General features: G+C 57.7%; 22 protein-coding genes and 5 pseudogenes. 10 read left to right on the forward strand and 17 right to left on the reverse strand.

Annotated elements, in window-relative coordinates:
* From V0R60_RS02455 to hutC, 3 genes are all read right to left on the reverse strand, one after another.
* Positions 1-116: hypothetical protein (locus V0R60_RS02455; protein ID WP_330078926.1), on the reverse strand; the 116-nt coding region annotated here is incomplete at its 3' end.
* 298 nt (positions 117-414) lie between these two features.
* Positions 415-987, reverse strand: a complete 573-nt coding sequence (locus V0R60_RS02460) for a HutD/Ves family protein (RefSeq protein ID WP_330078919.1) — start codon at positions 985-987, stop codon at positions 415-417.
* Positions 984-1694, reverse strand: coding sequence for a histidine utilization repressor (gene hutC / locus V0R60_RS02465; RefSeq protein WP_168198528.1), 711 nt, complete (start codon positions 1692-1694; stop codon positions 984-986). Before hutC ends, V0R60_RS02460 begins: the two co-directional genes overlap by 4 nt.
* Before the next feature lie 144 nt (positions 1695-1838).
* Between hutC and V0R60_RS02470 the strand changes: the two genes are divergently transcribed.
* Entirely contained in the window at positions 1839-3203 is a 1365-nt protein-coding gene (locus V0R60_RS02470) for a formimidoylglutamate deiminase (protein WP_330078918.1), read from the forward strand.
* Between the two features lie 55 nt (positions 3204-3258).
* Here V0R60_RS02470 and V0R60_RS02475 read toward each other — a convergent pair whose 3' ends face one another.
* From V0R60_RS02475 to V0R60_RS02485, 3 genes and pseudogenes are all read right to left on the reverse strand, one after another.
* Positions 3259-3546, reverse strand: coding sequence for a hypothetical protein (locus V0R60_RS02475; protein WP_330078917.1), 288 nt, complete (start codon positions 3544-3546; stop codon positions 3259-3261).
* A gap of 49 nt (positions 3547-3595) precedes the next feature.
* Positions 3596-3844: pseudogene (gene tssD / locus V0R60_RS02480) on the reverse strand (type VI secretion system tube protein TssD); the annotation flags it as partial.
* Positions 3845-4015: 171 nt separating this feature from the next.
* Positions 4016-4396, reverse strand: a pseudogene (locus V0R60_RS02485) (lipocalin family protein); the annotation flags it as partial.
* Between the two features lies 1 nt (position 4397).
* Here V0R60_RS02485 and V0R60_RS02490 point away from each other — a divergent pair.
* Positions 4398-4685, forward strand: a pseudogene (locus V0R60_RS02490) (amidohydrolase family protein); the annotation flags it as partial.
* Positions 4686-5129: 444 nt separating this feature from the next.
* Here V0R60_RS02490 and tssD (V0R60_RS02495) read toward each other — a convergent pair.
* The 3 genes and pseudogenes from tssD (V0R60_RS02495) to bamE form a co-directional block, all read right to left on the reverse strand.
* Positions 5130-5474: pseudogene (tssD, locus tag V0R60_RS02495) on the reverse strand (type VI secretion system tube protein TssD); the annotation flags it as partial.
* A gap of 171 nt (positions 5475-5645) precedes the next feature.
* Positions 5646-6221, reverse strand: coding sequence for a lipocalin family protein (locus V0R60_RS02500; protein WP_136478540.1), 576 nt, complete (start codon positions 6219-6221; stop codon positions 5646-5648).
* Complete coding sequence (bamE, locus tag V0R60_RS02505; protein WP_136478541.1) at positions 6218-6472, reverse strand: outer membrane protein assembly factor BamE domain-containing protein; 255 nt, start codon at positions 6470-6472, stop codon at positions 6218-6220. Before bamE ends, V0R60_RS02500 begins: the two co-directional genes overlap by 4 nt.
* A 234-nt stretch (positions 6473-6706) precedes the next feature.
* Between bamE and V0R60_RS26915 the strand changes: the two are divergent.
* Together V0R60_RS26915 and V0R60_RS26920 are read left to right on the forward strand one after the other, a co-directional pair.
* A pseudogene (locus V0R60_RS26915) lies at positions 6707-7744 on the forward strand (HAMP domain-containing protein); the annotation flags it as partial.
* 54 nt (positions 7745-7798) lie between these two features.
* Positions 7799-8599, forward strand: coding sequence for a methyl-accepting chemotaxis protein (locus V0R60_RS26920; RefSeq protein ID WP_371922339.1), 801 nt, complete (start codon positions 7799-7801; stop codon positions 8597-8599).
* Between the two features lie 74 nt (positions 8600-8673).
* Here the strand turns inward: V0R60_RS26920 and V0R60_RS02515 are convergent, their stop codons facing one another.
* The 3 genes from V0R60_RS02515 to V0R60_RS02525 form a co-directional block, all read right to left on the reverse strand.
* Positions 8674-9270: a DUF924 family protein gene (locus V0R60_RS02515; protein WP_136478543.1), complete on the reverse strand. Its 597-nt coding sequence runs from the start codon at positions 9268-9270 to the stop codon at positions 8674-8676.
* Between the two features lie 3 nt (positions 9271-9273).
* A complete protein-coding gene (locus tag V0R60_RS02520) occupies positions 9274-10284 on the reverse strand; it encodes a class 1 fructose-bisphosphatase (protein ID WP_136478544.1) in 1011 nt (336 codons plus the stop codon).
* 141 nt (positions 10285-10425) lie between these two features.
* Complete coding sequence (locus tag V0R60_RS02525; protein WP_136478545.1) at positions 10426-12876, reverse strand: glycogen/starch/alpha-glucan phosphorylase; 2451 nt, start codon at positions 12874-12876, stop codon at positions 10426-10428.
* Between the two features lie 199 nt (positions 12877-13075).
* On the opposite strand from V0R60_RS02525, the gene V0R60_RS02530 reads away from it, so the two are divergent.
* Complete coding sequence (locus V0R60_RS02530; RefSeq protein WP_136478546.1) at positions 13076-13483, forward strand: YkgJ family cysteine cluster protein; 408 nt, start codon at positions 13076-13078, stop codon at positions 13481-13483.
* A gap of 158 nt (positions 13484-13641) precedes the next feature.
* Here V0R60_RS02530 and typA read toward each other — a convergent pair whose 3' ends face one another.
* On the reverse strand, positions 13642-15465 hold the full coding sequence (gene typA, locus V0R60_RS02535; RefSeq protein ID WP_136478547.1) for a translational GTPase TypA: 1824 nt from the start codon (positions 15463-15465) through the stop codon (positions 13642-13644).
* Positions 15466-15592: 127 nt separating this feature from the next.
* Positions 15593-17047, reverse strand: a complete 1455-nt coding sequence (gene thiI / locus V0R60_RS02540) for a tRNA uracil 4-sulfurtransferase ThiI (protein WP_136478548.1) — start codon at positions 17045-17047, stop codon at positions 15593-15595.
* A gap of 331 nt (positions 17048-17378) precedes the next feature.
* Between thiI and glnA the strand changes: the two genes are divergently transcribed.
* The 4 genes from glnA (at position 17379) to ntrC (ending at position 22241) form a co-directional block, all read left to right on the forward strand.
* Positions 17379-18785, forward strand: coding sequence for a glutamate--ammonia ligase (gene glnA / locus V0R60_RS02545; RefSeq protein ID WP_045181822.1), 1407 nt, complete (start codon positions 17379-17381; stop codon positions 18783-18785).
* Positions 18786-18917: 132 nt separating this feature from the next.
* Positions 18918-19466, forward strand: coding sequence for a chorismate mutase (locus V0R60_RS02550; protein WP_330078916.1), 549 nt, complete (start codon positions 18918-18920; stop codon positions 19464-19466).
* A 256-nt stretch (positions 19467-19722) separates the two neighbouring features.
* Positions 19723-20808: a nitrogen regulation protein NR(II) gene (gene glnL, locus V0R60_RS02555; RefSeq protein ID WP_136478550.1), complete on the forward strand. Its 1086-nt coding sequence runs from the start codon at positions 19723-19725 to the stop codon at positions 20806-20808.
* Positions 20805-22241, forward strand: coding sequence for a nitrogen regulation protein NR(I) (gene ntrC, locus V0R60_RS02560; RefSeq protein WP_136478551.1), 1437 nt, complete (start codon positions 20805-20807; stop codon positions 22239-22241). Before glnL ends, ntrC begins: the two co-directional genes overlap by 4 nt.
* 259 nt (positions 22242-22500) lie before the next feature.
* Here the strand turns inward: ntrC and V0R60_RS02565 are convergent, their stop codons facing one another.
* Entirely contained in the window at positions 22501-22938 is a 438-nt protein-coding gene (locus V0R60_RS02565; RefSeq protein ID WP_136478552.1) for a hypothetical protein, read from the reverse strand.
* On the opposite strand from V0R60_RS02565, the gene trmL reads away from it, so the two are divergent.
* Positions 22937-23392, forward strand: coding sequence for a tRNA (uridine(34)/cytosine(34)/5-carboxymethylaminomethyluridine(34)-2'-O)-methyltransferase TrmL (gene trmL, locus V0R60_RS02570; protein ID WP_330078915.1), 456 nt, complete (start codon positions 22937-22939; stop codon positions 23390-23392). The two genes, V0R60_RS02565 and trmL, sit on opposite strands and share 2 nt — an antisense overlap.
* 77 nt (positions 23393-23469) lie before the next feature.
* Here trmL and secB read toward each other — a convergent pair whose 3' ends face one another.
* Together secB and grxC are read right to left on the reverse strand one after the other, a co-directional pair.
* Positions 23470-23958 carry a protein-export chaperone SecB gene (gene secB, locus V0R60_RS02575; RefSeq protein ID WP_136478554.1) on the reverse strand — a complete coding sequence of 163 codons (489 nt, stop codon included), beginning with the start codon at positions 23956-23958 and terminating at the stop codon, positions 23470-23472.
* A 41-nt stretch (positions 23959-23999) separates the two neighbouring features.
* Positions 24000-24254 (reverse strand): glutaredoxin 3, encoded by a 255-nt coding sequence (grxC, locus tag V0R60_RS02580; RefSeq protein ID WP_136478555.1) that lies wholly within the window; start codon positions 24252-24254, stop codon positions 24000-24002.
* Position 24255: the final 1 nt, after the last annotated feature.

Here is a 24255-nt window from a genome sequence, read left to right on the forward strand (position 1 = left end):
TTGTTCATCAGCATGCGCAGGGGCGCTTCGGTCAGCCAGCTTTTGGCGGTGAGCTTGTTGCCGCGTGCTGCGCGGATTTCGACGTCACGGAATTTTTTGAAGTTGTTGTCGGTCACGGAAATGGCTCCTAAGCAATCAGTCCAGAGCAACCCAGGCATTGGGTGTGTCATGGGGCTCATACAAACACATCTTTACTTGTATGTACAAGCATAGGCAATTGAAATGCCAACTCATCATCTCCGTGAGCTACGGGGCTGAAATGCCGGCGCCAGAGCCCCGCAGCGCTTGGCTTTGGCGGAATGAAAAAAATTCGGAGGAGATGGACGGTGAGCGGAAGCCGACCAGTGGCGTTGCACCACTTTGGGTCATTAGGTAACAGCCCCAGCCGAATAATTCGGCCGAGGCGTAACACGCTCAGTGCGCGGTAAGCTCGATCAGACAGCAGCGCCCTTGAACGTTCAAGGTCTGCAGATCGGTGTTGGCATCCAGATGCAGGCAGTCATAGCGCCCCAACATGTGATCGCCCTGCCCGGCCAGTGCCACTTCCACCTGCGAGGCGGCGGCGAACAGCAGCAGCGTCGAGGCCGAGCTGAACACTCGCTGACTGCCATCCAGCCACTGCAGGCGCGCACGGTAACGCTGCGGGGAGTAGATCAGGTTGAAGTCGCGAATCGAACTGCCAAGCAACGTGCAGCTCACCTGGCTTTCGCCGCTGAAGGCAAACGCATCGAAGGGCAATAATGGTCGCGTGGCCTGGCCATCAACCTGCAGACGCATGCCTTCACCTTCGAGCACGGTGATAATGCGCTGGTATCCGGCAAAGCTGGAAAATCCTCCGGACTCGGCGATATCGGCAATCGACAGTCGCCAGCCGAAACCTTCCAGACCTTCGCCCGCATCCCGGGTGATTTCTTCGGTGCTACCGCCGCCGTTTTTCCACGGCATGCGGGGGTAATCCTTGGCACGTAAAACCTGTAGCTGGCTCATTTGCTGAAGCGTCCTTCCAGACGGTGACGGGAACCTGGGTGAATCAGACGAGCGGCAGTCACTGGCTGGCGACCCGACCAGGTGCGGCGGCGAATCAACAAGCACGGCTCGCCTTGTTCAATGTGCAGAAGACGGCATTCTTCCGGCTCGGCCAATATCGCCTCGACCACATGCTCGCCCTCGGTCAATGGCGCGACCTGAGACAGGTAGGCATAGGGTGTTTGCCGGGTGAAGTCCTGCTTGAGGTAATCAGGCGCAATCTGAGCATTGACGAAGCGATCTTCGATTTGCACGGCAATGCCATTTTCGTAATGCACGATCAGCGAATGAAATACCCGCTGCCCTTCGCGCATATCCAGGGCCAAGGCACGCTCGGAACCGGCGGCTTCTTCGGCGAGGGTTATCACTTGGCACGTATGTTGATGACCACGGGCAGCGATTTCGTCGGCAATATTGTTCACTTCAAACAGCGCAGAGCGGGTCTTGGGCTCGGCCACGAAGGTGCCAACCCCTTGCATACGCACCAACAGCCCTTCGGCGGTAAGTTCTCGCAGGGCGCGATTGATGGTCATGCGACTGAAGCCCAATTGGCTGACCAGTTCGCTTTCCGATGGCACCCGGTGGTGCGGCGGCCAGCTGCCATTCTGGATCTGCTGGGCGATCATTTGCTTGACCCGGGCATACAGCGGCGCCGGACCCTCGCCCATCTGGGCAACCAGCGCGGAGACAGGAGGTGTCGGCACGGAAGATTTCCTTTGTTCGGTTGAATGAACGGTAGCTTGCCGGAGTTTACCCAGCAGGCAAACGTCTGTATATGTATATACAAATAATCACAATGAGGTGTTGCGCCGATGTCCGTCTTCTTCGCCGAGCGCGCTTTGCTCCCCACGGGCTGGGCCGAAAATGTCCGAATCGAGGTCGACGCTCATGGCCTGCTCGCAAGTGTTCAGGCCAATGGTTCGGCTGAGGGTGCCGAGCGCCTGGCAGGCCCGCTGTTGCCGGGCATGCCTAACCTGCACTCGCACGCGTTCCAGCGCGCCATGGCTGGGCTTGCCGAAGTCGCCGGCAACCCCAATGACAGTTTCTGGACCTGGCGTGAACTGATGTACCGCTTGGTGGGCAAGATCAGTCCCGAACAACTGCAAGTCATTGCCCGCCAGCTTTACATCGAGATGCTCAAGGCTGGTTACACTTCTGTTGCTGAATTCCATTATGTACATCACGACACACAGGGCCAGGCCTACGCCGATCCTGCTGAATTGTCACTGCGCATCAGCGAGGCGGCGCGTGCCAGCGGCATCGGCCTTACCTTGCTGCCAGTGCTGTATAGCCACTCCGGCTTCGGCGGCCAGGCCCCGAACGAAGGCCAGCGCCGCTTCATCAACAGCACCGAACAATACCTCAAGCTGCAACAGCAACTCGGTCCTGTACTGGCCAGGCAACCGGCGCAACAGGTGGGGCTGTGTTTCCACTCGCTGCGCGCGGTGACACCAGAGCAGATCGCCCAGGTACTGGCGGTCAGCGACAAAACCTGCCCGGTGCACATCCACATTGCCGAACAGCAAAAGGAAGTCGACGATTGCCTGGCCTGGAGCGGCCGTCGTCCGCTGCAATGGTTGTATGAAAACGCCGAAGTCGACCAGCGCTGGTGCCTGGTCCATGCCACCCATGCGCAAGCCGACGAAGTTACCCTCATGGCCCGTAGCGGCGCGATTGCCGGTTTGTGCCTGACCACCGAAGCCAACCTCGGCGACGGCATCTTCCCTGCTGTGGATTATCTGGCGCAGGGCGGTCGCTTGGGCATTGGTTCCGACAGCCACGTGTCACTGAGCGTGGTTGAAGAACTGCGCTGGCTGGAGTACGGCCAGCGCCTGCGTGATCAGCGGCGCAATCGACTCTATCGCGGCGATCAGCCAATGGTCGGACGGACCCTCTACGACGCAGCACTGAGCGGCGGCGCTCAGGCGCTGGGCCAGCCGATTGGCGAACTGGCTGTCGGCAAACGTGCAGACTGGTTGGTGCTCGACGGCAACGATCCTTACCTGGCAACCGCCAGCGAAGACGGCATTCTCAACCGCTGGCTGTTTGCCGGCGGGGATCGTCAGGTTCGCGATGTGATGGTCAATGGCCAGTGGGTGGTGCGTCAGGGGCGTCATGCTCACGAGGAAGAAAGCGCCCGCGCGTTTACCGAGGTGCTACGAACGTTGTTGGGCTGACGCGTTGGAGATGCCTTGTTCTTGTTAGCGAGCAAGGCATTTTCCGTCAATCGTTCTACGAGCGTGCAGTTTTCTTTGGCATGAGCATCGCAGGCGCAAATGCACCAATCAGCGCCGGCCAAAGAACAAGGGGATATTCATCAACCCAACTGGATACATCGCCAATAAAGAACAATTTTTCGCGCAAAACAAGACCAGAATGAAGCGCACCAAGAGACGAATTAAATATAAAACAAAAAAAAACGCCGCGACAACTCAAGTCTGGACCGGTAAAAAAAACCTTAAAGAAATAACCGAGCCAGATCCCAAGAACTAGAAATATCAAATAGAGCAGAAGCATCATCGCGCCAACTCACCTTGAATCGCCATCACGCTCTCCATGTTGGTCACACCTTCCGATTGGTCAACGCCTGCGCCAAGAGCGGTGATGATTTATCAATGTTTTTGGTGATAACGATCGGACCATGTGTGGTGCGCTTGATATTGCCGACATTTGTCATGCCGTGATTCATTGCCAATACCATTATTTCATCGGCATGCCCGGCTTGGCATTTGTTGCCAATCGACTCCTGACTTGAGCACCCGGCGGAAATAAGCCCTTGCGTCTTACCTGTGATGGTTATGTAGCCGTGACTAGCCATTGGCTTTACTCCCTGCGATCAGAGAGTGAAGCCTAATTCGTGGCTATTAGATGGTATGTAGGATGCTTCCGTAATTTGTTACGAGCGCAGGATTAATCAGCAATTGCAGGGCAAGCCTGCACCGGCCAACGATCAGAACCGGTGTAAATGGGCTTGCCCCGCACTAAGACCTCACTGCTTATGTGCAGCAATGTCCTTGTCCGCTACCCGCCAGATCAGGCGATTGGTGTCGTAGCCTTGTTGGCGCGCCTTGGCCAGGAGGCTTTCGCGCTGCCAGGCCGGAACGTTCGGCGTGCGGGAAAGAATCCACAGGTACTTTCGGTCCGGGTTACCGACCAACGCGATCTGGTAGTCGTCGCCGACGTACAGCACCCAGCACTCGCCCTTGGCCAGCCCCGGCACTTTCGAGAACCAGTTATCGAAGACAACCCAGAGCTTGTCGGTCTTGCCGGCGACCTGTGGCGAGGCGGTGCCGCTGGCTTCCTGCTATTCACCTTCAAGGGTCTGGCAGCGATTGAGCACGCCGACTGTACCATCGGGCCTCACGTTGTGGACCCTCTACGACGCAGCACTGAGCGGCGGCGCCCAGGCGCTGGGCCAGCCGATTGGCGAACTGGCTGTCGGCAAACGTGCAGACTGGTTGGTGCTCGACGGCAACGATCCTTACCTGGCAACCGCCAGCGAAGACGGCATCCTCAACCGCTGGCTGTTTGCCGGCGGGGATCGTCAGGTTCGCGATGTAATGGTCAATGGCCAGTGGGTGGTGCGTCAGGGGCGTCATGCTCACGAGGAAGAAAGCGCCCGGGCGTTTACCGAGGTGCTACGAACGTTGTTGGGCTGATGCGTTGGAGATGCCTTGTTCTTGTTAGCGAGCAAGGCATTTTCCGTCAATCGTTCTACGAATGCGTAGTTTTCTCCGGCATAAAAGTCGAGTGTAAAACTACACCAATTAGCGCTGGCCAAAGAACAAGGGGGTACTCATCCACCCAACTGGATACGTCACCAATAAACAGAAACCTTTCATTTTGCACGAGCCCAAAATGAATAGAACCCAAAAAAACATTAAACAAGATACAGAACCACGCTCCTGCATTGCTTAAATCAGGACCGGTAAAATAAGTCTTGAAAAATCGACCCAGCCATAACCCTAAAACAAGAGCAGACAAATATAGAAACAGCGTCATTTTTTCAGCTCTTCTCGAATCTGGTCGACGCTTTGTAGATTCGCCATTCCCTCTATTGTAAGAGATACATCTCCGGCAACTTTAAAGGATCGAACATAGTAATCGGCGACCTGCGCCCCGCCCAACTTGATGGTGAAAAACTTCTCTTGTGTGCCAAAGGCTGAGGTACGATAGAAGCTGATCGTGCAATCAATGGCTTCCCGATTGGTCAACGCCTACGCCAAGAGCGGTGATGATCTATCAATGTTTTTGGTGATAACGATCGGACCATGTGTGGTGCGCTTGATATTGCCAACATTTGTCATACCGTGATTCATTGCCAATACCATTATTTCATCGGCATGCCCGGCTTGGCATTTGTTACCAATAGACTCCTGACTTGAGCACCCGGCGGAGATAAGCCCTTGCGCCTTACCTGTGATGGTTATGTAGCCGTGACTAGCCATTCGCTTTACTCCCTGCGTTCAGAGAGTGAAGCCTAATTCGTTGGCATTAGATGGTATGTAGGATGCTTCCGTAAACTGTTACGAGCGCAGGCTAAAGCTGCAATTACAGGGCAAGCCTGCACCGGCCAACGATCAGAACCGGTGAAACCGGGCTTGCCCCGCGAAAAGACCTCACTGTTTATGTGCAGCAATGTCCTTGTCCGCTACTCGCCAGATCAGGCGATTGGTGTCGTAGCCTTGCTGGCGCGCCTTGGCCAGGAGGCTTTCGCGCTGCCAGGCCGGAACGTTCGGCGTGCGGGAAAGAATCCACAGGTATTTTCGGTCCGGGTTACCGACCAACGCGGTCTGGTAGTCGTCGCCGACGTACAGCACCCAGTACTCACCCTTGGCCAGCCCCGGCAGCACTTTCGAGAACCAGTTATCGAAGACAACCCAGAGCTTGTCGGTCTTGCCGGCGACCTGTGGCGAGGCGGTGCCGCTGGCTTCCTGCCATTCACCTTCAAGGGTCTGGCAGCGATTGAGCACGCCGACCGTACCATCGGGCCTCACGTTGTAATGGGCCTCCGACTGGGCGCAGTCGCGTTGAAAAAACATCGGCAAGCGCGCCAGTTCGAACCATTTGCCCTGATAGCGCTTGAGGTCGACACTCTCGACCGTCTTCGGCGGGATCGGCCCCGCACCCGAGTGAGCGCAGCCGCCCAGGATCAGGCCGGCACACAGTGCAAACAGCAGGTGTAAGCGTTTCATTTGAGTCCCTGTCCGGAGTACATCAGTACCTTGTCGGCGGCGTACTGCACACTGATAAAGCTCTTATCGTCACCCCAGGTGCAACTGGACATGCCCAGTGCGCCGGAGCAGTCCTTGGGCGCGCCCAACAGTTTTTCGACCTCGACCTTGGTCATGCCCGCTTGAAGCTTCGAATAGTTTTCCTGATTGATCTTGTTGCACGCGGTTAGAAACACGCACAAGGACAGCAGGGCGAGAGAACGCAACGACATGAAAGGTCACTCCTGGACATGGGGATGCAGGCGCAATGGCCTACCGACAGCTTAGAAGGGAAAAACCACCTCTGGTTCCCGAGCTACCGCGTATTACTGGCGCCATTTCACTGCCTTTGGTCGTATAGACCGCTTCTGGGCTCATCTTTTTCTTTGTGCAGACGACACAGATACGCGCTGCGACGTATTGCCGCGCCCTCCCCGTTGACCCGCCGTGTGCAGACAGACCTCGCAATGACAAAAAACCTGAAGTTCAGCCACAAGATACTGCTCGCCGCCGCCTTGGTGGTTGCAGTCGCCTTTACCTGTTTTGTCCTGTTCAACGACTATCGCCAGCGCCAGACGCTGCGCAGCAATACTGAAGCTTCGATGCAGGAGCTTGGCAGCCTCACCAGCAGCAACATCCAGACCTGGCTGCAAAGCCGCATCCAGATTCTGCACTCGTTGTCTCAGCAGGTAGCCGTCGATGGCGCCGACAAGGAGAGCCTGACCCGCAGCCTCAACCTGCCGGTGTACAGCAGCAACTTCGCCCTGACCTACTTCGGTGGCCAGGACGGCTACATGCAGTCGGTTCCACAAGGCAGCCGCGCTGCCGATTATGACCCACGTGTTCGCGGTTGGTATAAAGCCGCCACCAGTGCCGGCCAGACCATCGTCACCGAACCGTACATTTCGGCATCGATGAACAAACTGGTAATCACCCTGGCCACACCGGTTCTGCACCAAGGCCGCCTGATCGGCGTCAATGGTGCAGACACCGATCTGGACAGCATCAGCTCGATCATCAACGCACTGAACTTCGACGGCCACGGCCACGCATTTATCGTCAACGGCGATGGCAAGATTCTTGTGCACCCAGACGCCAAGCTGGCCCTGAAAAGCCTCAACGACGCCTATCCGCAGAACACCCCACAGATCGGCAGTGGTCTGAAAGAGCTCGAACAAGGTGAGCACAAACAGTTCATCACCTTCACCAAGGTCAATGGCGTGCCGTCCGCCGATTGGTACGTTGCCATGGTGCTCGATCAGGACTTTGCCTTCGCCATGCTCAGCGAACTGCGTACCTCGGCGATTTTTGCCACGGTCATTGCCGTGCTGATCATTATTGCCCTGCTTGGCCTACTGATCCGCGTATTGATGGAACCCCTGCACGTCATGGGCCGGGCAATGCACGACATTGCCGAGGGCGAAGGCGACCTTACCCGGCGCCTGCGCATCCACGGCCAGGACGAGTTCGGTAGCCTCGGTCAGTCGTTCAACCGTTTTGTCGAACGGATTCACGAGTCGATCCGTGAAGTTTCCTCGGCTACCGGCCAGGTCAACGAAGTGGCCCTGCGCGTAGTCAGCGCCTCAAATGCCTCGATTCACAACGCCGACCAGCAATCGAGCCGCACCAGCAGCGTTGCGGCCGCGATCAACCAACTCGGAGCCGCAGCGCAGGAAATCGCCCAGAACGCCGCACTCGCCTCGCAGCACTCCAGCGACGCGCGCAACCTGGCCGAAGAAGGCCAGCATGTGGTCGATCAAACCATCGACGTTATGAATCAGCTGTCGGCAAAGATCAGTGACTCCTGCAGCAACATCGAGACCTTGAACGCCAACACGGTGAACATCGGTCAGATCCTCGAGGTAATCAGCGGCATTTCCCAGCAAACCAACTTGCTGGCGCTCAATGCCGCCATCGAGGCAGCACGAGCAGGTGAAGCCGGCCGCGGCTTCGCCGTCGTCGCTGATGAGGTGCGCAACCTTGCCCACCGCACCCAGGACTCGGCGCAGCAGGTACAACGAATCATTGAAGAGCTGCAGGCCGGCGCGCAGGTGGCGGTCAGCACCATGACCGAAAGCCAGAGCCAGAGTCAGCACAGCGTCGGCATCGCCAACCAGGCAGGTGAACGACTGGGCAGTGTCACCCAGCGCATTGGTGAAATCGACGGCATGAACCAGTCAGTAGCCACCGCGACCGAAGAGCAGACGGCCGTGGTCGAGTCGATCAATGTCGACATCACCGAAATCAATACGCTGAATCAGGAAGGCGTGGAAAACCTGCAAGCGACCTTGCGTGCCTGCAAAGACCTGGAAAATCAGGCCAGTCGTCTGAAGCATCTGGTAGGCAGCTTCAGGATCTGAAGTAAAACTGTCACGGGGCAAGCCCGAACCCACCTGCGTCGGTGGGAGCGGACTGCCCCGCGATGAAAACCAACTCAGAACCTTGAGCCCGGCTCCAGTAGAAAGTCCATCTCTTCGTCGGTACTCGGCCGATTCAGGGTCAGATTACGATGTGGGAAACGGCCAAAACGGGCAATGACTCGCTGGTGCTGTTCGGCGTAATCGAGGAAGCCTTCGAACAATCGCCGATCACTTTCCGGCTGGGCATCGAGCAACAGTTGATAACGCTCGACACTGACGTTCTGCCAATCCAGCACTTCAGCATGCTCCAGCACCAGCAGGATGAACACCCGCTGGATCGGCAGCAATTGGTAGTCCCAATGCTTGCCCAACCCTTGCATCACCAGTACCTGCGCACGCCGGTCGCCATCGAAGGCGCGCGGAGTGTCACGGTAGATCATGCGCGGGAGCTGGTCGAGCAATAGCACCAGGCCAAGCCAGCCCTGTGGGCTTTGCAGCCACTCATCCAGACCACCCGCCAGGGCTAGCTCGACCAGGTCGCCGAAGTGCTCTTGCGCCTCGGCATCGTGGTGCTTGCCAAACCACAGCGTGCTCTTCTCGTCAGCGACGTCCTTGGGACTGGTGCCCCATCCGAACCACCACTCCAGTAACGGCTGCCAAGGTGCGAGCATGACTTACTCCTGGTGATAACCGGTAACGCGCTCGACTTCCTGCTTGGAGCCGAGGAACACTGCCACACGCTGGTGCAGGCTCTCGGGCTGGATGTCGAGGATGCGCTGTTTGCCGTCGGTGGAAGCACCGCCAGCCTGTTCGATGATGAACGACATCGGGTTGGCTTCGTACATCAGGCGCAGCTTGCCTGGCTTGGAAGGCTCGCGCGCGTCACGTGGATACATGAACAGGCCGCCGCGGGTGAGGATGCGATGTACATCGGCAACCATCGAGGCGATCCAGCGCATGTTGTAGTTCTTTTTCAGCGGGCCGGTTTCACCTGCCAGCAGCTCGCCAACATAGCGGGTCACCGGCTCTTCCCAGTGACGCTGGTTGGACATGTTGATAGCGAACTCGGCGGTGGTTTCTGGCACCTGGATGTTTTCATGAGTCAGTACGAAGCTGCCCAGTTCGCGGTCCAGGGTGAAGCCTTTGACGCCGTTGCCCAAGGTCAGGATCAGCATGGTCTGGGGGCCATAGATCGCGTAACCGGCAGCTACTTGCTTGGTGCCTGGTTGCAGGAAAGCCTGTTCGTTGAGGCTTTCGTTCTGACTCAGGTACTCGTTGGGGCAACGCAGTACCGAGAAGATGGTACCGACCGAAACGTTGACGTCGATGTTCGACGAACCGTCCAGCGGGTCGAATACCAGCAGGTAGGCGCCTTTCGGGTATTTGCCCGGAATCTGATAGGCATTGTCCATTTCTTCGGATGCCATGCCGGCCAGGTGGCCGCCCCACTCGTTGGCTTCGAGGAGGATATCGTTGGAAATCACGTCCAGTTTCTTCTGGACTTCGCCCTGCACGTTTTCGGTACCCATGCTGCCCAGAACACCGCCCAGGGCGCCCTTGGAAACGTTGTGGCTGATCTCCTTGCACGCACGCGCCACCACTTCGATCAGGAAGCGCAGATCGGCAGGAGTACTGTTGCTGCGGGTCTGCTCAATCAAATAGCGACTCAGGGTAACGCGGGACATGTAAGGCTCCGAAGAAGGGGGTAATAAAAACCCACGCAGTTTACAGGGAGAGTGAAGCGCTAGCGAGCTATCCGACACGCTTGCCCGATCAGACGGCACTTTGGCCCGAGAGTTCACCCCTCCCGGACCGTCCTGCACAGCTTAGTCGAGGGCTTTCCAGATTTGCGTGGCGTACTCGCGAATTGTCCGGTCCGAGGAAAACCAGCCCATCCGTGCGGTGTTGAGCACAGCTGTGCGCCACCACCGCTTGGGGTCGTGCCAGAGCGCTTCGACGCGCATCTGGGCGTCCCAATAGGCATCAAAATCGGCACACACCAGAAAGCGATCATGAGCCACCAATGAGTCCACCAATCCCACATATCGCGCGGGATCATCCGGAGAGAACACCCCACTGCGAATGGCCTGGAGCACGTCATTGAGCCGATGAGAGGCGCCTATCGCCGCATTGGCACCGAATTCGCCGCTGCGCTTGCGAGCCTCGACCTGCTGCGCGGTCAAGCCGAAGATAAACATGTTTTCCGCGCCCACTTCCTCACACATCTCGACGTTGGCGCCATCCAGGGTGCCGATGGTCAGGGCACCGTTGAGGCCGAATTTCATGTTGCTGGTCCCGGAAGCCTCATAACCGGCAGTGGAGATCTGCTCGGAAAGATCGGCCGCCGGGATGATGCTTTCAGCCAGACTGACGTTGTAGTTGGGCAAGAACACCACTTTGAGCAGGCCGCGGACCGTGGGGTCGTTGTTCACCACCCGAGCGATGTCGTTGCTCAATTTGATGATCAGTTTGGCTTGGTGGTAACTGGCGGCAGCCTTGCCAGCGAAAATTTTTACCCGCGGCGCCCATCCCGCTCCCGGTTCCGAGCGGATCGCCTGATGCAGGGCCACAGTGTGCAGCAGGTTGAGCAACTGGCGCTTGTACTCGTGGATGCGCTTGACCTGCACATCGAACATCGCCTCAGGGTTGACTGATATGCCCAGGCGCTCCTGGATCAAAGCGGCCAGTGCCCTCTTGCTGTGCAAACGCTGCTCGGCAAACTGGTTGCGAAACGCTGCCTTGTCGGCAAAGGGCTCAAGATCACGCAAGCGACCTTCCGGATCGTCGAGCAAACCATCGCCCAAGGCTTCAACCAGCATAGCGGTCAACTGTGGATTGGCCTGGTACAGCCATCTACGGAAGGTAATGCCATTGGTCTTGTTGTTGATCCGTTCGGGGTAGAGCTTGTGCAGCTCGGCAAACACCGTGCTGCGCATCAACTTGGTGTGCAATGCAGACACGCCATTGACGCTATGCGAACCAAGGAAGGCCAGGTTTCCCATCCGCACCCGCCGACCATTGTCTTCCTCGATCAGCGATACCGCGCGCAGTACGTCAAAGTCATGAATGCCCTTGGCCCGCAGCGCATCGATGTGAAAGGCATTGATCAGGTAGATGATCTGCATGTGCCGCGGCAACATGCGCTCCATCAGGCCGACGGGCCAGGTTTCCAGCGCTTCAGGCAACAGGGTGTGGTTGGTGTATGCAAGTGTATCGACAGTCAGTTGCCAGGCGGTGTCCCACGGCACCTCATGCTGGTCTACCAGTAGGCGCATCAATTCGGCCACGGCAATCGAGGGGTGAGTGTCATTGAGCTGGATCGCTGCCGACTCATGCAGGTTGAGCAGGCTGTCGTGCATGTTCAGGTGCCGGCGCAACAGGTCCTGCAGCGAGGCGCTGACGAAAAAGTACTCCTGACGCAGACGCAACTCCTGCCCGGCCTCGGTACTGTCGGCGGGGTAAAGCACCCGCGAAATACTTTCGGCGCGCGCCACTTCGGCCACGGCGCCCAAGTGATCCCCGGCATTGAATCGCTCCAGGTGCAGCTCCTCCAGGGCTCGCGCACGCCATAGACGCAAGGTATTGACGCTGGAACCGCGCCAGCCAACCACTGGCGTGTCATATGCCACAGCCCGTACCGTTTCGCCCGGCCACCACACCTGGCGCTGTTGGCCATCGGCGTCATGCACCGTCTCGACGCTGCCACCGAAGCTGATCGGATAGATCACCTCGGCGCGCTCGAACTCCCAGGGGTTGCCGAAATCCAGCCAGTTCTCGGTCTGTTCCTGCTGCCAACCATCGACCACTGCCTGACGAAACAGACCGTGCTCGTAGCGAATGCCATAACCGTGGGCGGCGATGCCCAGGGTCGACATGCTTTCCATGAAGCACGCCGCCAAGCGCCCAAGACCACCATTGCCCAGCGCCGCATCCGGCTCCAACAGGCGAATGCGCTCCAAATCGACATCGAGCCCCTCGAGCGCCTCACGGGCGACGTCCAGCAACCCCAGATTGCTCAAGCTGTCGTACAGCAAGCGACCGATGAGGAACTCCAGGGATAAGTAGTAAACGCGCTTCTGGCTCTTGCGATAGATCTGCCGCGTATGGTCCATCCAGTGATCGACCATGTGATCACGGGCTGCCAGGGCAATGGCCTCGAACCAGTCATGATCGAAAGCATGCTCCGGGTCCTTACCGACCGAATAGGTCAATTTATCCAGTACAGCGGTGCGAAAAGCAGCCACCTCTGCGTCACGAGCGAGTGGTTCCTGAGACATGCGACGTCCTCGGGCAAGTTGACGAATGCGGATGGAGATTTCTCAGCCTAGACCGTTCGACACAGAGCGTTGGCTCTGGTTCTTGGGTTTCTGTGCAAAAGCTCGCAGCACAGGAGCAAGAACCGGCAAATGGTTGTTCACATTTTGACCAACTCCGGTATGATCGCGCGCCTACTAGAACATCTAAAACCTGAGCCTGATGAAACCGACCCTGATTGCCGCCGCCGAAGTTGACCGGCTGGATACCTGGCAAAAATATGTCAGCCATATGTGCGGAGGCTGCAATTCCACCTGCTGCCAATTGCCAGTGGAAGTGAAGCTGAAAGACCTGATCCGCATTGGCGTGGTGGATGAATTCGAGCAAGGCGAGCCGCCAAAGTCGATTGCCAAGCGCTTGCAGAAAGAAGGCATCGTCGATCGTTTCAATCAGAAGTCGGGGATTTTCACCCTGGCGCAAATGAGTAACGACGACTGCTTGTACCTGGATCGTAAAAGCCGTCTGTGCACCATTTATGACAAGCGTCCGGACACCTGCCGTAACCATCCGCGCGTCGGGCCTCGTCCGGGCTACTGCGCCTATATTCCCAAGCCTGCGGCGCGTCGCTAAACCGCTGGGAATCGGTTTGCCCTGCGAGGAGCTATTGCTGCCAGTTGGCTAATCGCGGGGCAAGCCCGCTTCTACAGTACGCGGGCCAGACTGATTACAGCAGACAAACAAAAACGCCCCCGGCCTTTCGACCGGGGGCGTTTTCGTTTCAGCCTAACTTAGTTAGCTTTGGCTTTCTTGGCAGCGCGAGTACGCTCGCCTTCGTCGAGGATCTTCTTACGCAGACGGATCGACTTAGGTGTTACTTCGCACAGCTCGTCGTCCTGGATGAATTCCAGAGCCTGTTCCAGGGTGAAGCGAACAGGCGGAACCAGAGCGATGGTTTCGTCTTTACCCGAAGCGCGCATGTTGTCGAGCTTCTTGCCCTTGGTAGGGTTGACGCCCAGGTCGTTGTCACGGCTGTTCAGGCCAACGATTTGACCGTTGTAGATCTCCTGACCGTGCTCTACGAACAGCTTGCCGCGAGCCTGCAGAGTTTCCAGGGAGTAGGTCAGGGCCTTGCCGGTTTCAACCGAAACCAGTACGCCGTTCTGACGGCCGGACATGTGGCCGGACTTCATCGGAGCGTAGCGATCGAAGATCGAGGTCAGGATGCCTGCACCGTTGGTCAGGGTCAGGAACTGGTTACGGAAACCGATCAGACCACGGGCTGGGATGTTGTATTCCAGGCGTACACGGCCCTTGCCATCCGGAACCATGTTGGTCAGGTCGCCTTTACGCAGACCCATTTCTTCCATGACCTTGCCCTGCGAATCTTCAGGGATGTCGATGGTGACGTTTTCGAACGGCTCGTTCTTCACGCCGTCGACTTCACGGATGATTACTTCCGGACGACCAACACCCATTTCGAAGCCTTCGCGACGCATGGTTTCGATCAGTACCGACAGGTGCAGCTCACCACGGCCGGACACCTTGAACTTGTCAGCCGAGTCGCCTTCTTCAACGCGCAGTGCAACGTTATACAGCAGCTCTTTGTCCAGACGCTCTTTGATGTTACGGCTGGTGACGAACTTGCCTTCTTTACCGCAGAACGGCGAGTCGTTGACCTGGAAGGTCATCGAAACGGTTGGCTCGTCGACGGTCAGTGGCTTCATCGCCTCTACTGCGTCCGGGGAGCACAGGGTGTCGGAGATGAACAGCTCGTCGAAGCCGCTGATGCAGACGATGTCGCCGGCCAGCGCTTCTTCAACGTCGATGCGGTGCAGACCGTGGTGACCCATCAGCTTCAGGATACGGCCGTTACGCTTCTTGCCGTCGACATCGATAGCGACAACCGGAGTGTTCGGCTTGACGCGACCACGAGCGATACGGCCAACACCGATAACACCCAGGAAGCTGTTGTAGTCCAGTGCCGAGATTTGCATCTGGAACGGACCGTCACGGTCAACGGCAGGAGCCGGTACGTTGTCGATGATCGACTGGTACAGCGGGGTCATGTCTTCGGCCATTTCGGTGTGGTCCAGACCGGCAATACCGTTCAGGGCCGAGGCGTAGACGACTTTAAAGTCCAGCTGTTCTTCGGTAGCACCGAGGTTGTCGAACAGATCGAAGATCTGGTCCAGAACCCAGTCAGGACGTGCGCCTGGACGGTCAACCTTGTTGATCACCACGATTGGACGCAGGCCGGCTTCGAAAGCCTTCTTGGTCACGAAACGGGTTTGCGGCATAGGGCCGTCTTGGGCGTCGACCAGCAGCAGCACCGAGTCAACCATCGACATTACACGCTCAACCTCGCCACCGAAGTCGGCGTGGCCTGGGGTGTCGACGATGTTGATGTGGTAGCCGTTCCAGTTGATGGCGGTGTTTTTCGCCAGAATGGTAATACCGCGCTCTTTTTCCTGGTCGTTGGAGTCCATGACGCGCTCGTCGTTGAGCTCGTTACGCTCCAGAGTGCCGGATTGACGCAGGAGTTTGTCGACCAAAGTGGTTTTACCATGGTCAACGTGGGCGATGATGGCGATGTTACGTAGATTTTCGATCACTTGTGTATCTCGATCAGAGGATTCGGGTTGCCACTATTTTAAGTGGCGAATATGAATGAACGGCGCTCAGACTGCCCGGCGGTCGGGAGGGCGATGGCGGATACTGCCGCCATACAACCCCGGCGTCTTATGCCGGTCGATAAACACGCACATTGGCATGTCCCTCGCTCAGCAGGTGATGGGCATGCAGCCGACTCATCACGCCCTTGTCGCAATACAGCAAGTACTGGCGCGTAGGGTCCAGGTCCTTGAAGCGGCTATTGATCGCATAAAACGGCATCACTTTGACTTCGATGCCGTCCAGTTGCAGCGGTTCATCTTCTTGGGCATCCGGATGACGAATATCGATGACGACTTGACCGGCCAGCGCCTGCTCGACTTCCTCGACCTGGATATCCTGGCTCAGCTCATCGATCACATTGTCGATGGAAATCAGGCGGGCGCGCTCCAGGGCACGCTCCAGCACGGCCATGTCGAACTGTTTCTCTTCATGTTCCATGCGATGACGCTTGGCATGAGTGGTCGGGTTTACCGAGATCACGCCGCAATACTCAGGCATATGCTTGGCGAAGTCGGCGGTGCCGATTTCGTTGGCCTGGTCGATGATGTCCTGTTTGTGGCTAGCCAGCAGCGGGCGCAGTACCAGCTTGTCGGTCGCCGAATCGATGATCGCCAGGTTCGGCAGAGTTTGGCTGGAAACCTGGGAAATCGCCTCGCCGGTTACCAGTGCGTCGATTTCCAGACGATCGGCCATGTGCGCCGCCGCACGCAGCATCATGCGCTTGAGCGTGACGCCCATGTAACTGTTATCGACCTTGCCGAGGATCTCACCGACCACTTCTTCGAACGGCACGCTGATAAACAGAACGCGCTGGCTGCTACCGTACTTTTTCCACAGGAAGTGGGCGACTTCCATCACCCCCAGCTCGTGGGCACGGCCGCCCAGGTTAAAGAAGCAGAAGTGGGTCATCAGGCCGCGACGCATCATCTGATAAGCCGCAACGGTAGAGTCGAAACCACCGGACATCAGTACCAGGGTCTGCTCCAGGGCACCCAGCGGGTAGCCGCCAATGCCTTTGTGCTGGTTGTGAATCACATACAGACGCTTGTCACGCACCTCGATGCGCACTTCGACCTCAGGGTTGCGCAAGTCGATACCTGCAGCACCGCACTGCTGGCGCAATTGGCTGCCAACATAACGATCGACATCCATCGAGGTGAAATCGTGGTGACCGCCACGCTTGCAACGCACGGCGAAACGCTTGCCAGCCAGCAGGTGACCGAAGTGCGCCTTGCACTTGGCGACGATGTCGTCGAAGTCACCCAGCGGGTACTCGTCAACCTGCAGGAAATGGGCAATGCCGGGCATGCACGTGAGGCGCTCGGTCATCTCGCGCAGAACCTTTTCGTCCTCGACATGAGTGATCACTTCGAGGTTGTCCCAGACACCGTTGACCGCGAGCGCAGGATCGAGGTCCTTGAGCACGGTACGGATGTTGCGGCCCAGTTGACGAATGAAACGCTTGCGAACCGGGCGGCTCTTGATGGTGATCTCTGGGAAGACTTTTACGATTAGTTTCATGAAAAACTGCGCGCGAGCTACCGACTAAAAAAGTGGGGCGCGGATTATAGCGGAAATTGCTCAAGGTTTGACCAATTAATGTGCAGAAGGTTTTTCGTGCACCATATTGGGTCGTCAAAGGAAAATTACGCCTCGTTACAGTGCATAAACCGCCCGACATTTTGCTGGCAATGCCCGGAAACGCTTGGGAATGGGGCAAACTTTCCAAACCGGGGCACTGGCATGCAATTTGCTCCCTTGTGAGGCAGGTTGCCTTGGCCGACTATTCGCGCCCGGCATCACCCAAATTCAAGGGCTGCACAGGCAAGCTCTACCCCACCCGGAGGACACTATGTCGAAGTCGGTTCAACTCATCAAAGATCATGACGTTAAATGGATTGATCTGCGCTTCACTGATACCAAAGGCATTCAACATCACGTCACCATGCCATCGCGTGATGCGCTGGACGAAGATTTCTTCGAAGCCGGCAAGATGTTCGACGGTTCCTCCATTGCTGGCTGGAAAGGCATCGAAGCTTCCGACATGATCCTGATGCCGGACGACTCCTCCGCCGTACTCGACCCGTTCACCGAAGAGCCGACCCTGATTCTGGTCTGCGACATCATCGAACCTTCGACCATGCAAGGCTATGACCGCGACCCTCGCGCCATTGCCCGCCGCGCTGAAGAGTACCTGAAGACCACCGGTATCGGTGACACCGTATTCGTCGGTCCAGAGCCTGAGTTCTTCATCTTCGACGAAGTGAAGTTCAAGTCCGACATCTCCGGCTCGATGTTCAAAATCTACTCCGAGCAAGGCTCGTGGATGTCCGACCAGGACGTGGAAGGCGGTAACAAAGGCCACCGTCCAGGCGTCAAAGGCGGCTACTTCCCAGTGCCTCCATTCGACCACGACCACGAAATCCGTACTGCCATGTGCAACGCCATGGAAGAAATGGGCCTGGTCATCGAAGTTCACCACCACGAAGTGGCAACTGCCGGCCAGAACGAAATCGGCGTGCAGTTCAACACCCTGGTGAAGAAGGCTGACGAAGTTCAGACTCTCAAGTACTGCGTACACAACGTTGCCGACGCTTACGGTCGCACCGCTACCTTCATGCCTAAGCCGCTGTACGGCGACAACGGCTCGGGTATGCACGTACACATGTCCATCTCCAAAGAAGGTAAGAACACCTTCTCCGGCGAAGGCTATGCCGGCCTGTCCGATACTGCTCTGTACTTCATCGGCGGCATCATCAAGCACGGTAAGGCACTGAACGGCTTCACCAACCCGGCTACCAACTCCTACAAGCGTCTGGTACCAGGCTTCGAAGCCCCGGTAATGCTGGCCTACTCCGCTCGCAACCGTTCGGCATCGATCCGTATTCCATACGTTTCCAGCCCGAAAGCCCGTCGCATCGAAGCTCGCTTCCCGGACCCGGCTGCCAACCCATACCTGTGCTTCGCTGCACTGATGATGGCCGGCCTGGACGGTATCCAGAACAAGATCCACCCAGGCGATGCCGCTGATAAGAACCTGTACGACCTGCCGCCTGAAGAGGCGAAAGAGATTCCACAGGTTTGCGGCAGCCTGAAAGAAGCCCTGGAAGAGCTGGACAAGGGCCGTGCGTTCCTGACCAAAGGTGGCGTGTTCTCCGACGACTTCATCGATGCCTACATCGCTCTGAAGAGCGAAGAAGAAATCAAGGTTCGTACCTTCGTACACCCACTGGAATACGAGCTGTACTACAGCTGCTAATCCAGTAACGCACTAAAGAAAGGCCTCTTCGGAGGCCTTTTCTTTTTTTCTGACATCGTTGTACGAAACAACTGACAGGTACTGGAACCGGATAAAGGCAAACTGGCCTTTTTCTAACGAGGCCAGCCCACCATGCGCATACCGCTACTTGCCGCACTGACAGCCCCCTTGTTGTCAATTCAAGGTTGCACTCCGACAACACCAGCAGACACGGCACTGGTCCAGTTGCTGGACAGTATGGAGCAACGCCTGGACATATCCGAACAGGTTGCCTTGAGCAAATGGGATTCTGGCCAGCTGGTCCAGGCACCTCAGCGCGAACGCCAGGTCATTGCCCAGGCGCAATCAGAGGCACTCCGCTCCGGCGTCGATGCTCAGCGCGCAGGCGTATTTTTTTTCGATCAGATCGAAGCCAACAAACTGCTGCAATACAGCGCGTTATCGCGCTGGCATGCAGCAGGCAGCGCCCCACAGACACCACGCATCGACCTGGCAACGCAACTGCGCCCACAACTGGATCGCCTGCAGCAAGTCTTGCTCGATGAACTGGCCGAATTTGATCGTCATAGACCCGAGCCCTGCCCGTCAGCCTTGGCTCAAGCCATAGAAAAGCGGAAAAAGAGTCCCGAACGCTCCTTGGCGCTGATTCGTGCCACCGCCCATTTGTGTCCAGCACTATGAAACCTCCCCTATGCTCTATATTGGTGCACAGAACAGCGTTACCAGGAGCGGACCAGCCCAATTTGGTTCAAGCCAAGGGCTAATGTAGGGCTTTACAGCCATATTTAGCGCAAATTCAGGACTTTATCCGGCAGATCCGCTTCTTTTCGGAGCCTTGGTTTGTTTTTTGCATTTTCTTGTTACCAGCAGACAACCAGCGCCCGCGATCCCGGCACAGCCGGGGTCGTCATGAGCCAAAAGAGGTCAAAGACGCCCCATGACCATCAGCGATGCCCTGCACCGACTGCTACTGGACAACCTGACAACCGCGACCATATTGCTCAATGCCGATTTGCGCCTTGAGTACATGAACCCGGCAGCTGAAATGCTTCTGGCTATCAGTGGTCAACGCAGCCACGGGCAATTCATCAGTGAGTTGTTCACCGAATCACCGGAAGCGCTCAATTCATTGCGCCAGGCGGTCGAGCACGCGCATCCATTCACCAAGCGCGAAGCCCTGCTGACCTCTTTGACCGGACAAACCCAGACTGTCGACTATGCGGTAACGCCGATTCTGAGTGGCGGGCGAACCTTGTTGCTGCTTGAAGTACACCCCCGCGACCGACTGCTGCGGATCACCAAGGAGGAGGCCCAACTGTCCAAGCAGGAAACCACCAAATTGCTGGTGCGTGGCCTGGCCCATGAGATCAAGAACCCACTCGGGGGCATCCGTGGAGCCGCACAGCTGCTTTCCAGGGAGTTGCCCGAGGAAGGCCTCAAGGATTACACCAATGTGATCATTGAAGAGGCCGACCGCCTGCGTAACCTGGTCGACCGCATGCTCGGCTCGAACAAACTGCCGTCGCTGGCGATGACCAATATTCATGAAGTCCTCGAGCGGGTGTGCAGCCTGGTCGAGGCCGAAACCCAGGGCGGAATTACCCTGGTACGCGACTACGACCCGAGCCTGCCGGACGTGCTGATCGACCGCGAGCAAATGATCCAGGCCGTACTCAACATCGTGCGTAATGCCATGCAAGCCATCAGTGGCCAGAACGAACTTCGCCTGGGGCGAATCAGTCTGCGCACCCGGGCCATGCGCCAGTTCACCATTGGCCACACACGCCATCGCCTGGTGGCCAAGGTCGAGATCATCGACAACGGCCCAGGTGTTCCGGCCGAGCTGCAAGAAACCATCTTTTACCCAATGGTCAGCGGCCGTCCGGACGGTACCGGGCTGGGCTTGGCCATCACCCAGAACATCATCAGCCAGCACCAGGGCCTGATCGAATGTGACAGCCATCCAGGCCACACCATCTTTTCGATTTTCCTGCCGCTGGAACAAGGAGCCAACGCCTCATGAGCCGAAGTGAAACCGTCTGGATCGTCGACGATGATCGTTCCATCCGCTGGGTCCTGGAAAAAGCCCTGCAACAGGAAGGCATGACCACCCAGAGCTTCGACAGTGCCGACGGGGTCATGAGTCGCCTGGCCCGCCAGCAGCCGGATGTGATCATCTCCGATATCCGCATGCCCGGCGCCAGCGGCCTGGACCTGCTCGCACAGATTCGCGAACAGCATCCGCGCCTGCCAGTGATCATCATGACCGCCCATTCGGACCTCGACAGCGCGGTGGCCTCCTATCAAGGTGGTGCCTTCGAATACCTGCCCAAACCGTTCGACGTCGATGAGGCAGTGTCATTGGTCAAACGGGCCAATCAGCACGCTCAGGAGCAGCAAGGACTGGATGCCGCTCCAACCCTGACCCGCACCCCGGAAATCATTGGCGAAGCGCCAGCGATGCAGGAGGTGTTCCGCGCCATTGGCCGCCTGAGCCACTCCAACATCACCGTGCTCATCAACGGCGAGTCAGGCACCGGCAAAGAGCTGGTAGCCCATGCCCTGCACCGCCACAGCCCCCGTGCGGCTTCACCGTTCATCGCCTTGAACATGGCAGCCATTCCCAAGGACCTGATGGAATCCGAGCTGTTCGGTCACGAAAAAGGCGCGTTTACCGGTGCCGCCAACCTGCGTCGAGGGCGATTCGAGCAGGCCGACGGCGGCACGCTGTTCCTCGACGAGATCGGCGATATGCCGGCCGATACCCAAACCCGACTGCTGCGTGTACTGGCTGATGGCGAATTCTATCGGGTTGGCGGTCATGTGCCGGTCAAGGTCGATGTGCGGATTATCGCGGCGACTCACCAAAACTTGGAAACCCTGGTACAAGCCGGCAAGTTCCGCGAAGACTTGTTCCATCGCTTGAACGTTATTCGTATTCATATTCCACGCCTGGCCGATCGTCGCGAGGACATCCCGACACTGGCGCGACACTTCCTCGGCCGTGCCGCTCAGGAACTCGCGGTCGAGCCCAAGCTGCTCAAGCCGGAAACCGAAGAGTTCATGCGCAATCTGCCGTGGCCAGGCAACGTCCGCCAGCTGGAAAACACTTGTCGCTGGATCACGGTGATGGCGTCGGGTCGGGAAGTGCATGTTGGTGACTTGCCGCCTGAACTGCTCAACCTGCCTCAGGACACCGCTCCGGTGACCAACTGGGAACAGGCATTGCGTCAGTGGGCAGACCAGGCTTTATCCCGTGGCCAATCGAGCCTGCTCGACAGCGCCGTGCCAAGTTTCGAACGCATCATGATCGAGACGGCCCTCAAGCACACTGCTGGCCGACGGCGCGATGCTGCGGTGCTGCTCGGCTGGGGGCGCAACACCTTGACGCGCAAAATCAAGGAACTGGGAATGAAAGTGGCCGGCGGTGAAGAGGACGGCGAGGACGAAGCCTGACTCATCAATGGCTCACCTGCTGGAGGAGCGGTAGGTGCGGGCTTGCCCCGCAACCTGCCTTCTGGCAGCAGTTTCTCTACATGCACCGAACCAGTGCTCGATGCACCGCAGCAAAGCAGAAATCCCCGGGAGAAGCCCGATATAGACGCCAAAACCCGCTAATTTGAGGGTTGAAACAAAACTGGCACACACCCTGCATTAGTATCGGTACTTCCAGTTTCGGGGGCCTTGGTACAGGCAGGCCGGGGATTCCCCTCTTTTATTCGTGCAGGCGAACCTGCACTCGCCAGCGTCCATCTTGCTCCGCTCCGACCCAGTTGCCGTGCAGCGGTCGGGCCGCGATCAAGGTTACCAGCAACCCGCCATCGCTTTTCTGAATCCGCCAACTGACAGGCTTGCCCTGCTGTTCAAGCTGGCCTCGAGCCGCTTTGCCCTGCGCCTCGAACAGCAAGGCCACCGTGCCATCGACCTCTTCGCCATGGAGCTTGGGCTCCTCGTTGAACCACAGGTCCAAGCCGCCTTCGACTATCTGTACCTGTTGCAACTCGCGAGGCTCGGGGGTGGTCAGCCGACCGATCATCAGTCCGACCAGCATGCCGACAATCGCCAGCGAAAACAGCACTCGTGGCCATTGCTGCGAACGCCGGTCCGGTTCAGGAGTAGAATGCTCACTATCTTTATGTTCGGAGCCGTGCATGTTTCACGTCATCCTCTTTCAACCAGAGATTCCGCCGAATACCGGCAACATTATCAGGCTGTGTGCCAACAGCGGCTGCCACTTGCACCTGATCGAGCCCATTGGCTTCGAACTGGACGACAAGCGTCTGCGTCGCGCCGGGCTGGACTACCACGAGTATGCCACTCTCAAACGTCATGCCGATTTGTCCAGTTGCCTGGAAAGCCTCGGCCAGCCACGACTGTTCGCCTTCACTACCAAGGCCTCGCACCCCTACCACGAAACGGCGTTCCAGCCTGGTGATGCCTTTTTGTTCGGCCCGGAAAGCCGGGGCCTGCCTGCCGAGGTACTCGACAACCTGCCTGCGCAGCAGCGCCTGCGGCTGCCCATGCGCCCGGGGTGCCGGAGCCTGAACCTTTCCAATACGGTGGCAGTGACAGTGTATGAGGCTTGGCGTCAGCAGGGTTTTGCCTGACGGTTATCGCCCGATTCCTCGACAGCCCCATGAAAAAAGCGCCCATCAGGGCGCTTTTTCGGCACATTGCAACAAGCTTATTGCAGCGAGGGGGCTTCGCCAGCTTCCTGCATGCGTTGCATTTCTTGTGCGTACAGCGCATCGAAGTTGACTGGCGATAGCATCAGGGCCGGGAACGAACCGCGGGTCACCAGGCTGTCCAGCGCTTCACGCGCATACGGGAACAGGATGTTCGGGCAGAACGCACCCAGGGTGTGGCTCATCGAAGCCGGGTCCAGGTTCTTGATCAGGAAGATACCGGCCTGTTGGACTTCAGCGATGAAGGCCACTTCGTCACCGTTCTTGACGGTAACCGACAGGGTCAGCACGACTTCGTGGAAATCACCTTCCAGACCTTTCTGCTTGGTGTTCAGGTCCAGGGCAACACTTGGTTCCCACTGCTGACGGAAGATCGCCGGGCTTTTCGGCGCTTCGAACGACAGGTCACGCACATAGATGCGCTGCAGGGAGAATTGTGGAGCGCTTTCGTCAGCAGCGGCCGCTTCGTTGTTCTGTTGATCAGTCATGACAGATCCTTCTTTGCAGGGTCTTTAATAGGGGTTCTTGGTCAAGCCTTGAGCAAACCATCGAGCTTGCCGGAGCGCTCAAGGGCATACAGGTCGTCGCAACCGCCGACATGGGTACTGCCGATCCATATCTGCGGTACCGAGGTACGGCCGGCCTTCTGGACCATTTCAGCACGCACCTGCGGCTTGCCATCGACCTTGATCTCTTCGAAAGCCACACCTTTGCTCTGCAACAGGTGCTTGGCCCGCGAGCAGTAAGGGCAGTAGTCGCTGGAGTAGACGATGACGTTGTTCATA

It is taken from the genome of Pseudomonas auratipiscis (assembly GCF_036324085.1).
Taxonomy (GTDB): domain Bacteria; phylum Pseudomonadota; class Gammaproteobacteria; order Pseudomonadales; family Pseudomonadaceae; genus Aquipseudomonas; species Aquipseudomonas auratipiscis.

Excerpts from the sequence above, each read along its gene's own strand:
- V0R60_RS02460 (WP_330078919.1), bottom strand. The coding sequence starts at position 987 with ATGAGCCAGCTACAGGTTTTACGTGCCAAGGATTACCCCCGCATGCCG.
- hutC (WP_168198528.1), bottom strand. The coding sequence starts at position 1,694 with ATGGGCGAGGGTCCGGCGCCGCTGTATGCCCGGGTCAAGCAAATGATC.
- V0R60_RS02470 (WP_330078918.1), top strand. The coding sequence starts at position 1,839 with ATGTCCGTCTTCTTCGCCGAGCGCGCTTTGCTCCCCACGGGCTGGGCC.
- V0R60_RS02475 (WP_330078917.1), bottom strand. The coding sequence starts at position 3,546 with ATGATGCTTCTGCTCTATTTGATATTTCTAGTTCTTGGGATCTGGCTC.
- V0R60_RS02500 (WP_136478540.1), bottom strand. The coding sequence starts at position 6,221 with ATGAAACGCTTACACCTGCTGTTTGCACTGTGTGCCGGCCTGATCCTG.
- bamE (WP_136478541.1), bottom strand. The coding sequence starts at position 6,472 with ATGTCGTTGCGTTCTCTCGCCCTGCTGTCCTTGTGCGTGTTTCTAACC.
- V0R60_RS02515 (WP_136478543.1), bottom strand. The coding sequence starts at position 9,270 with ATGCTCGCACCTTGGCAGCCGTTACTGGAGTGGTGGTTCGGATGGGGC.
- V0R60_RS02520 (WP_136478544.1), bottom strand. The coding sequence starts at position 10,284 with ATGTCCCGCGTTACCCTGAGTCGCTATTTGATTGAGCAGACCCGCAGC.
- V0R60_RS02525 (WP_136478545.1), bottom strand. The coding sequence starts at position 12,876 with ATGTCTCAGGAACCACTCGCTCGTGACGCAGAGGTGGCTGCTTTTCGC.
- V0R60_RS02530 (WP_136478546.1), top strand. The coding sequence starts at position 13,076 with ATGAAACCGACCCTGATTGCCGCCGCCGAAGTTGACCGGCTGGATACC.
- thiI (WP_136478548.1), bottom strand. The coding sequence starts at position 17,047 with ATGAAACTAATCGTAAAAGTCTTCCCAGAGATCACCATCAAGAGCCGC.
- glnA (WP_045181822.1), top strand. The coding sequence starts at position 17,379 with ATGTCGAAGTCGGTTCAACTCATCAAAGATCATGACGTTAAATGGATT.
- V0R60_RS02550 (WP_330078916.1), top strand. The coding sequence starts at position 18,918 with ATGCGCATACCGCTACTTGCCGCACTGACAGCCCCCTTGTTGTCAATT.
- glnL (WP_136478550.1), top strand. The coding sequence starts at position 19,723 with ATGACCATCAGCGATGCCCTGCACCGACTGCTACTGGACAACCTGACA.
- ntrC (WP_136478551.1), top strand. The coding sequence starts at position 20,805 with ATGAGCCGAAGTGAAACCGTCTGGATCGTCGACGATGATCGTTCCATC.
- trmL (WP_330078915.1), top strand. The coding sequence starts at position 22,937 with ATGTTTCACGTCATCCTCTTTCAACCAGAGATTCCGCCGAATACCGGC.
- V0R60_RS02565 (WP_136478552.1), bottom strand. The coding sequence starts at position 22,938 with ATGCACGGCTCCGAACATAAAGATAGTGAGCATTCTACTCCTGAACCG.
- secB (WP_136478554.1), bottom strand. The coding sequence starts at position 23,958 with ATGACTGATCAACAGAACAACGAAGCGGCCGCTGCTGACGAAAGCGCT.
- grxC (WP_136478555.1), bottom strand. The coding sequence starts at position 24,254 with ATGAACAACGTCATCGTCTACTCCAGCGACTACTGCCCTTACTGCTCG.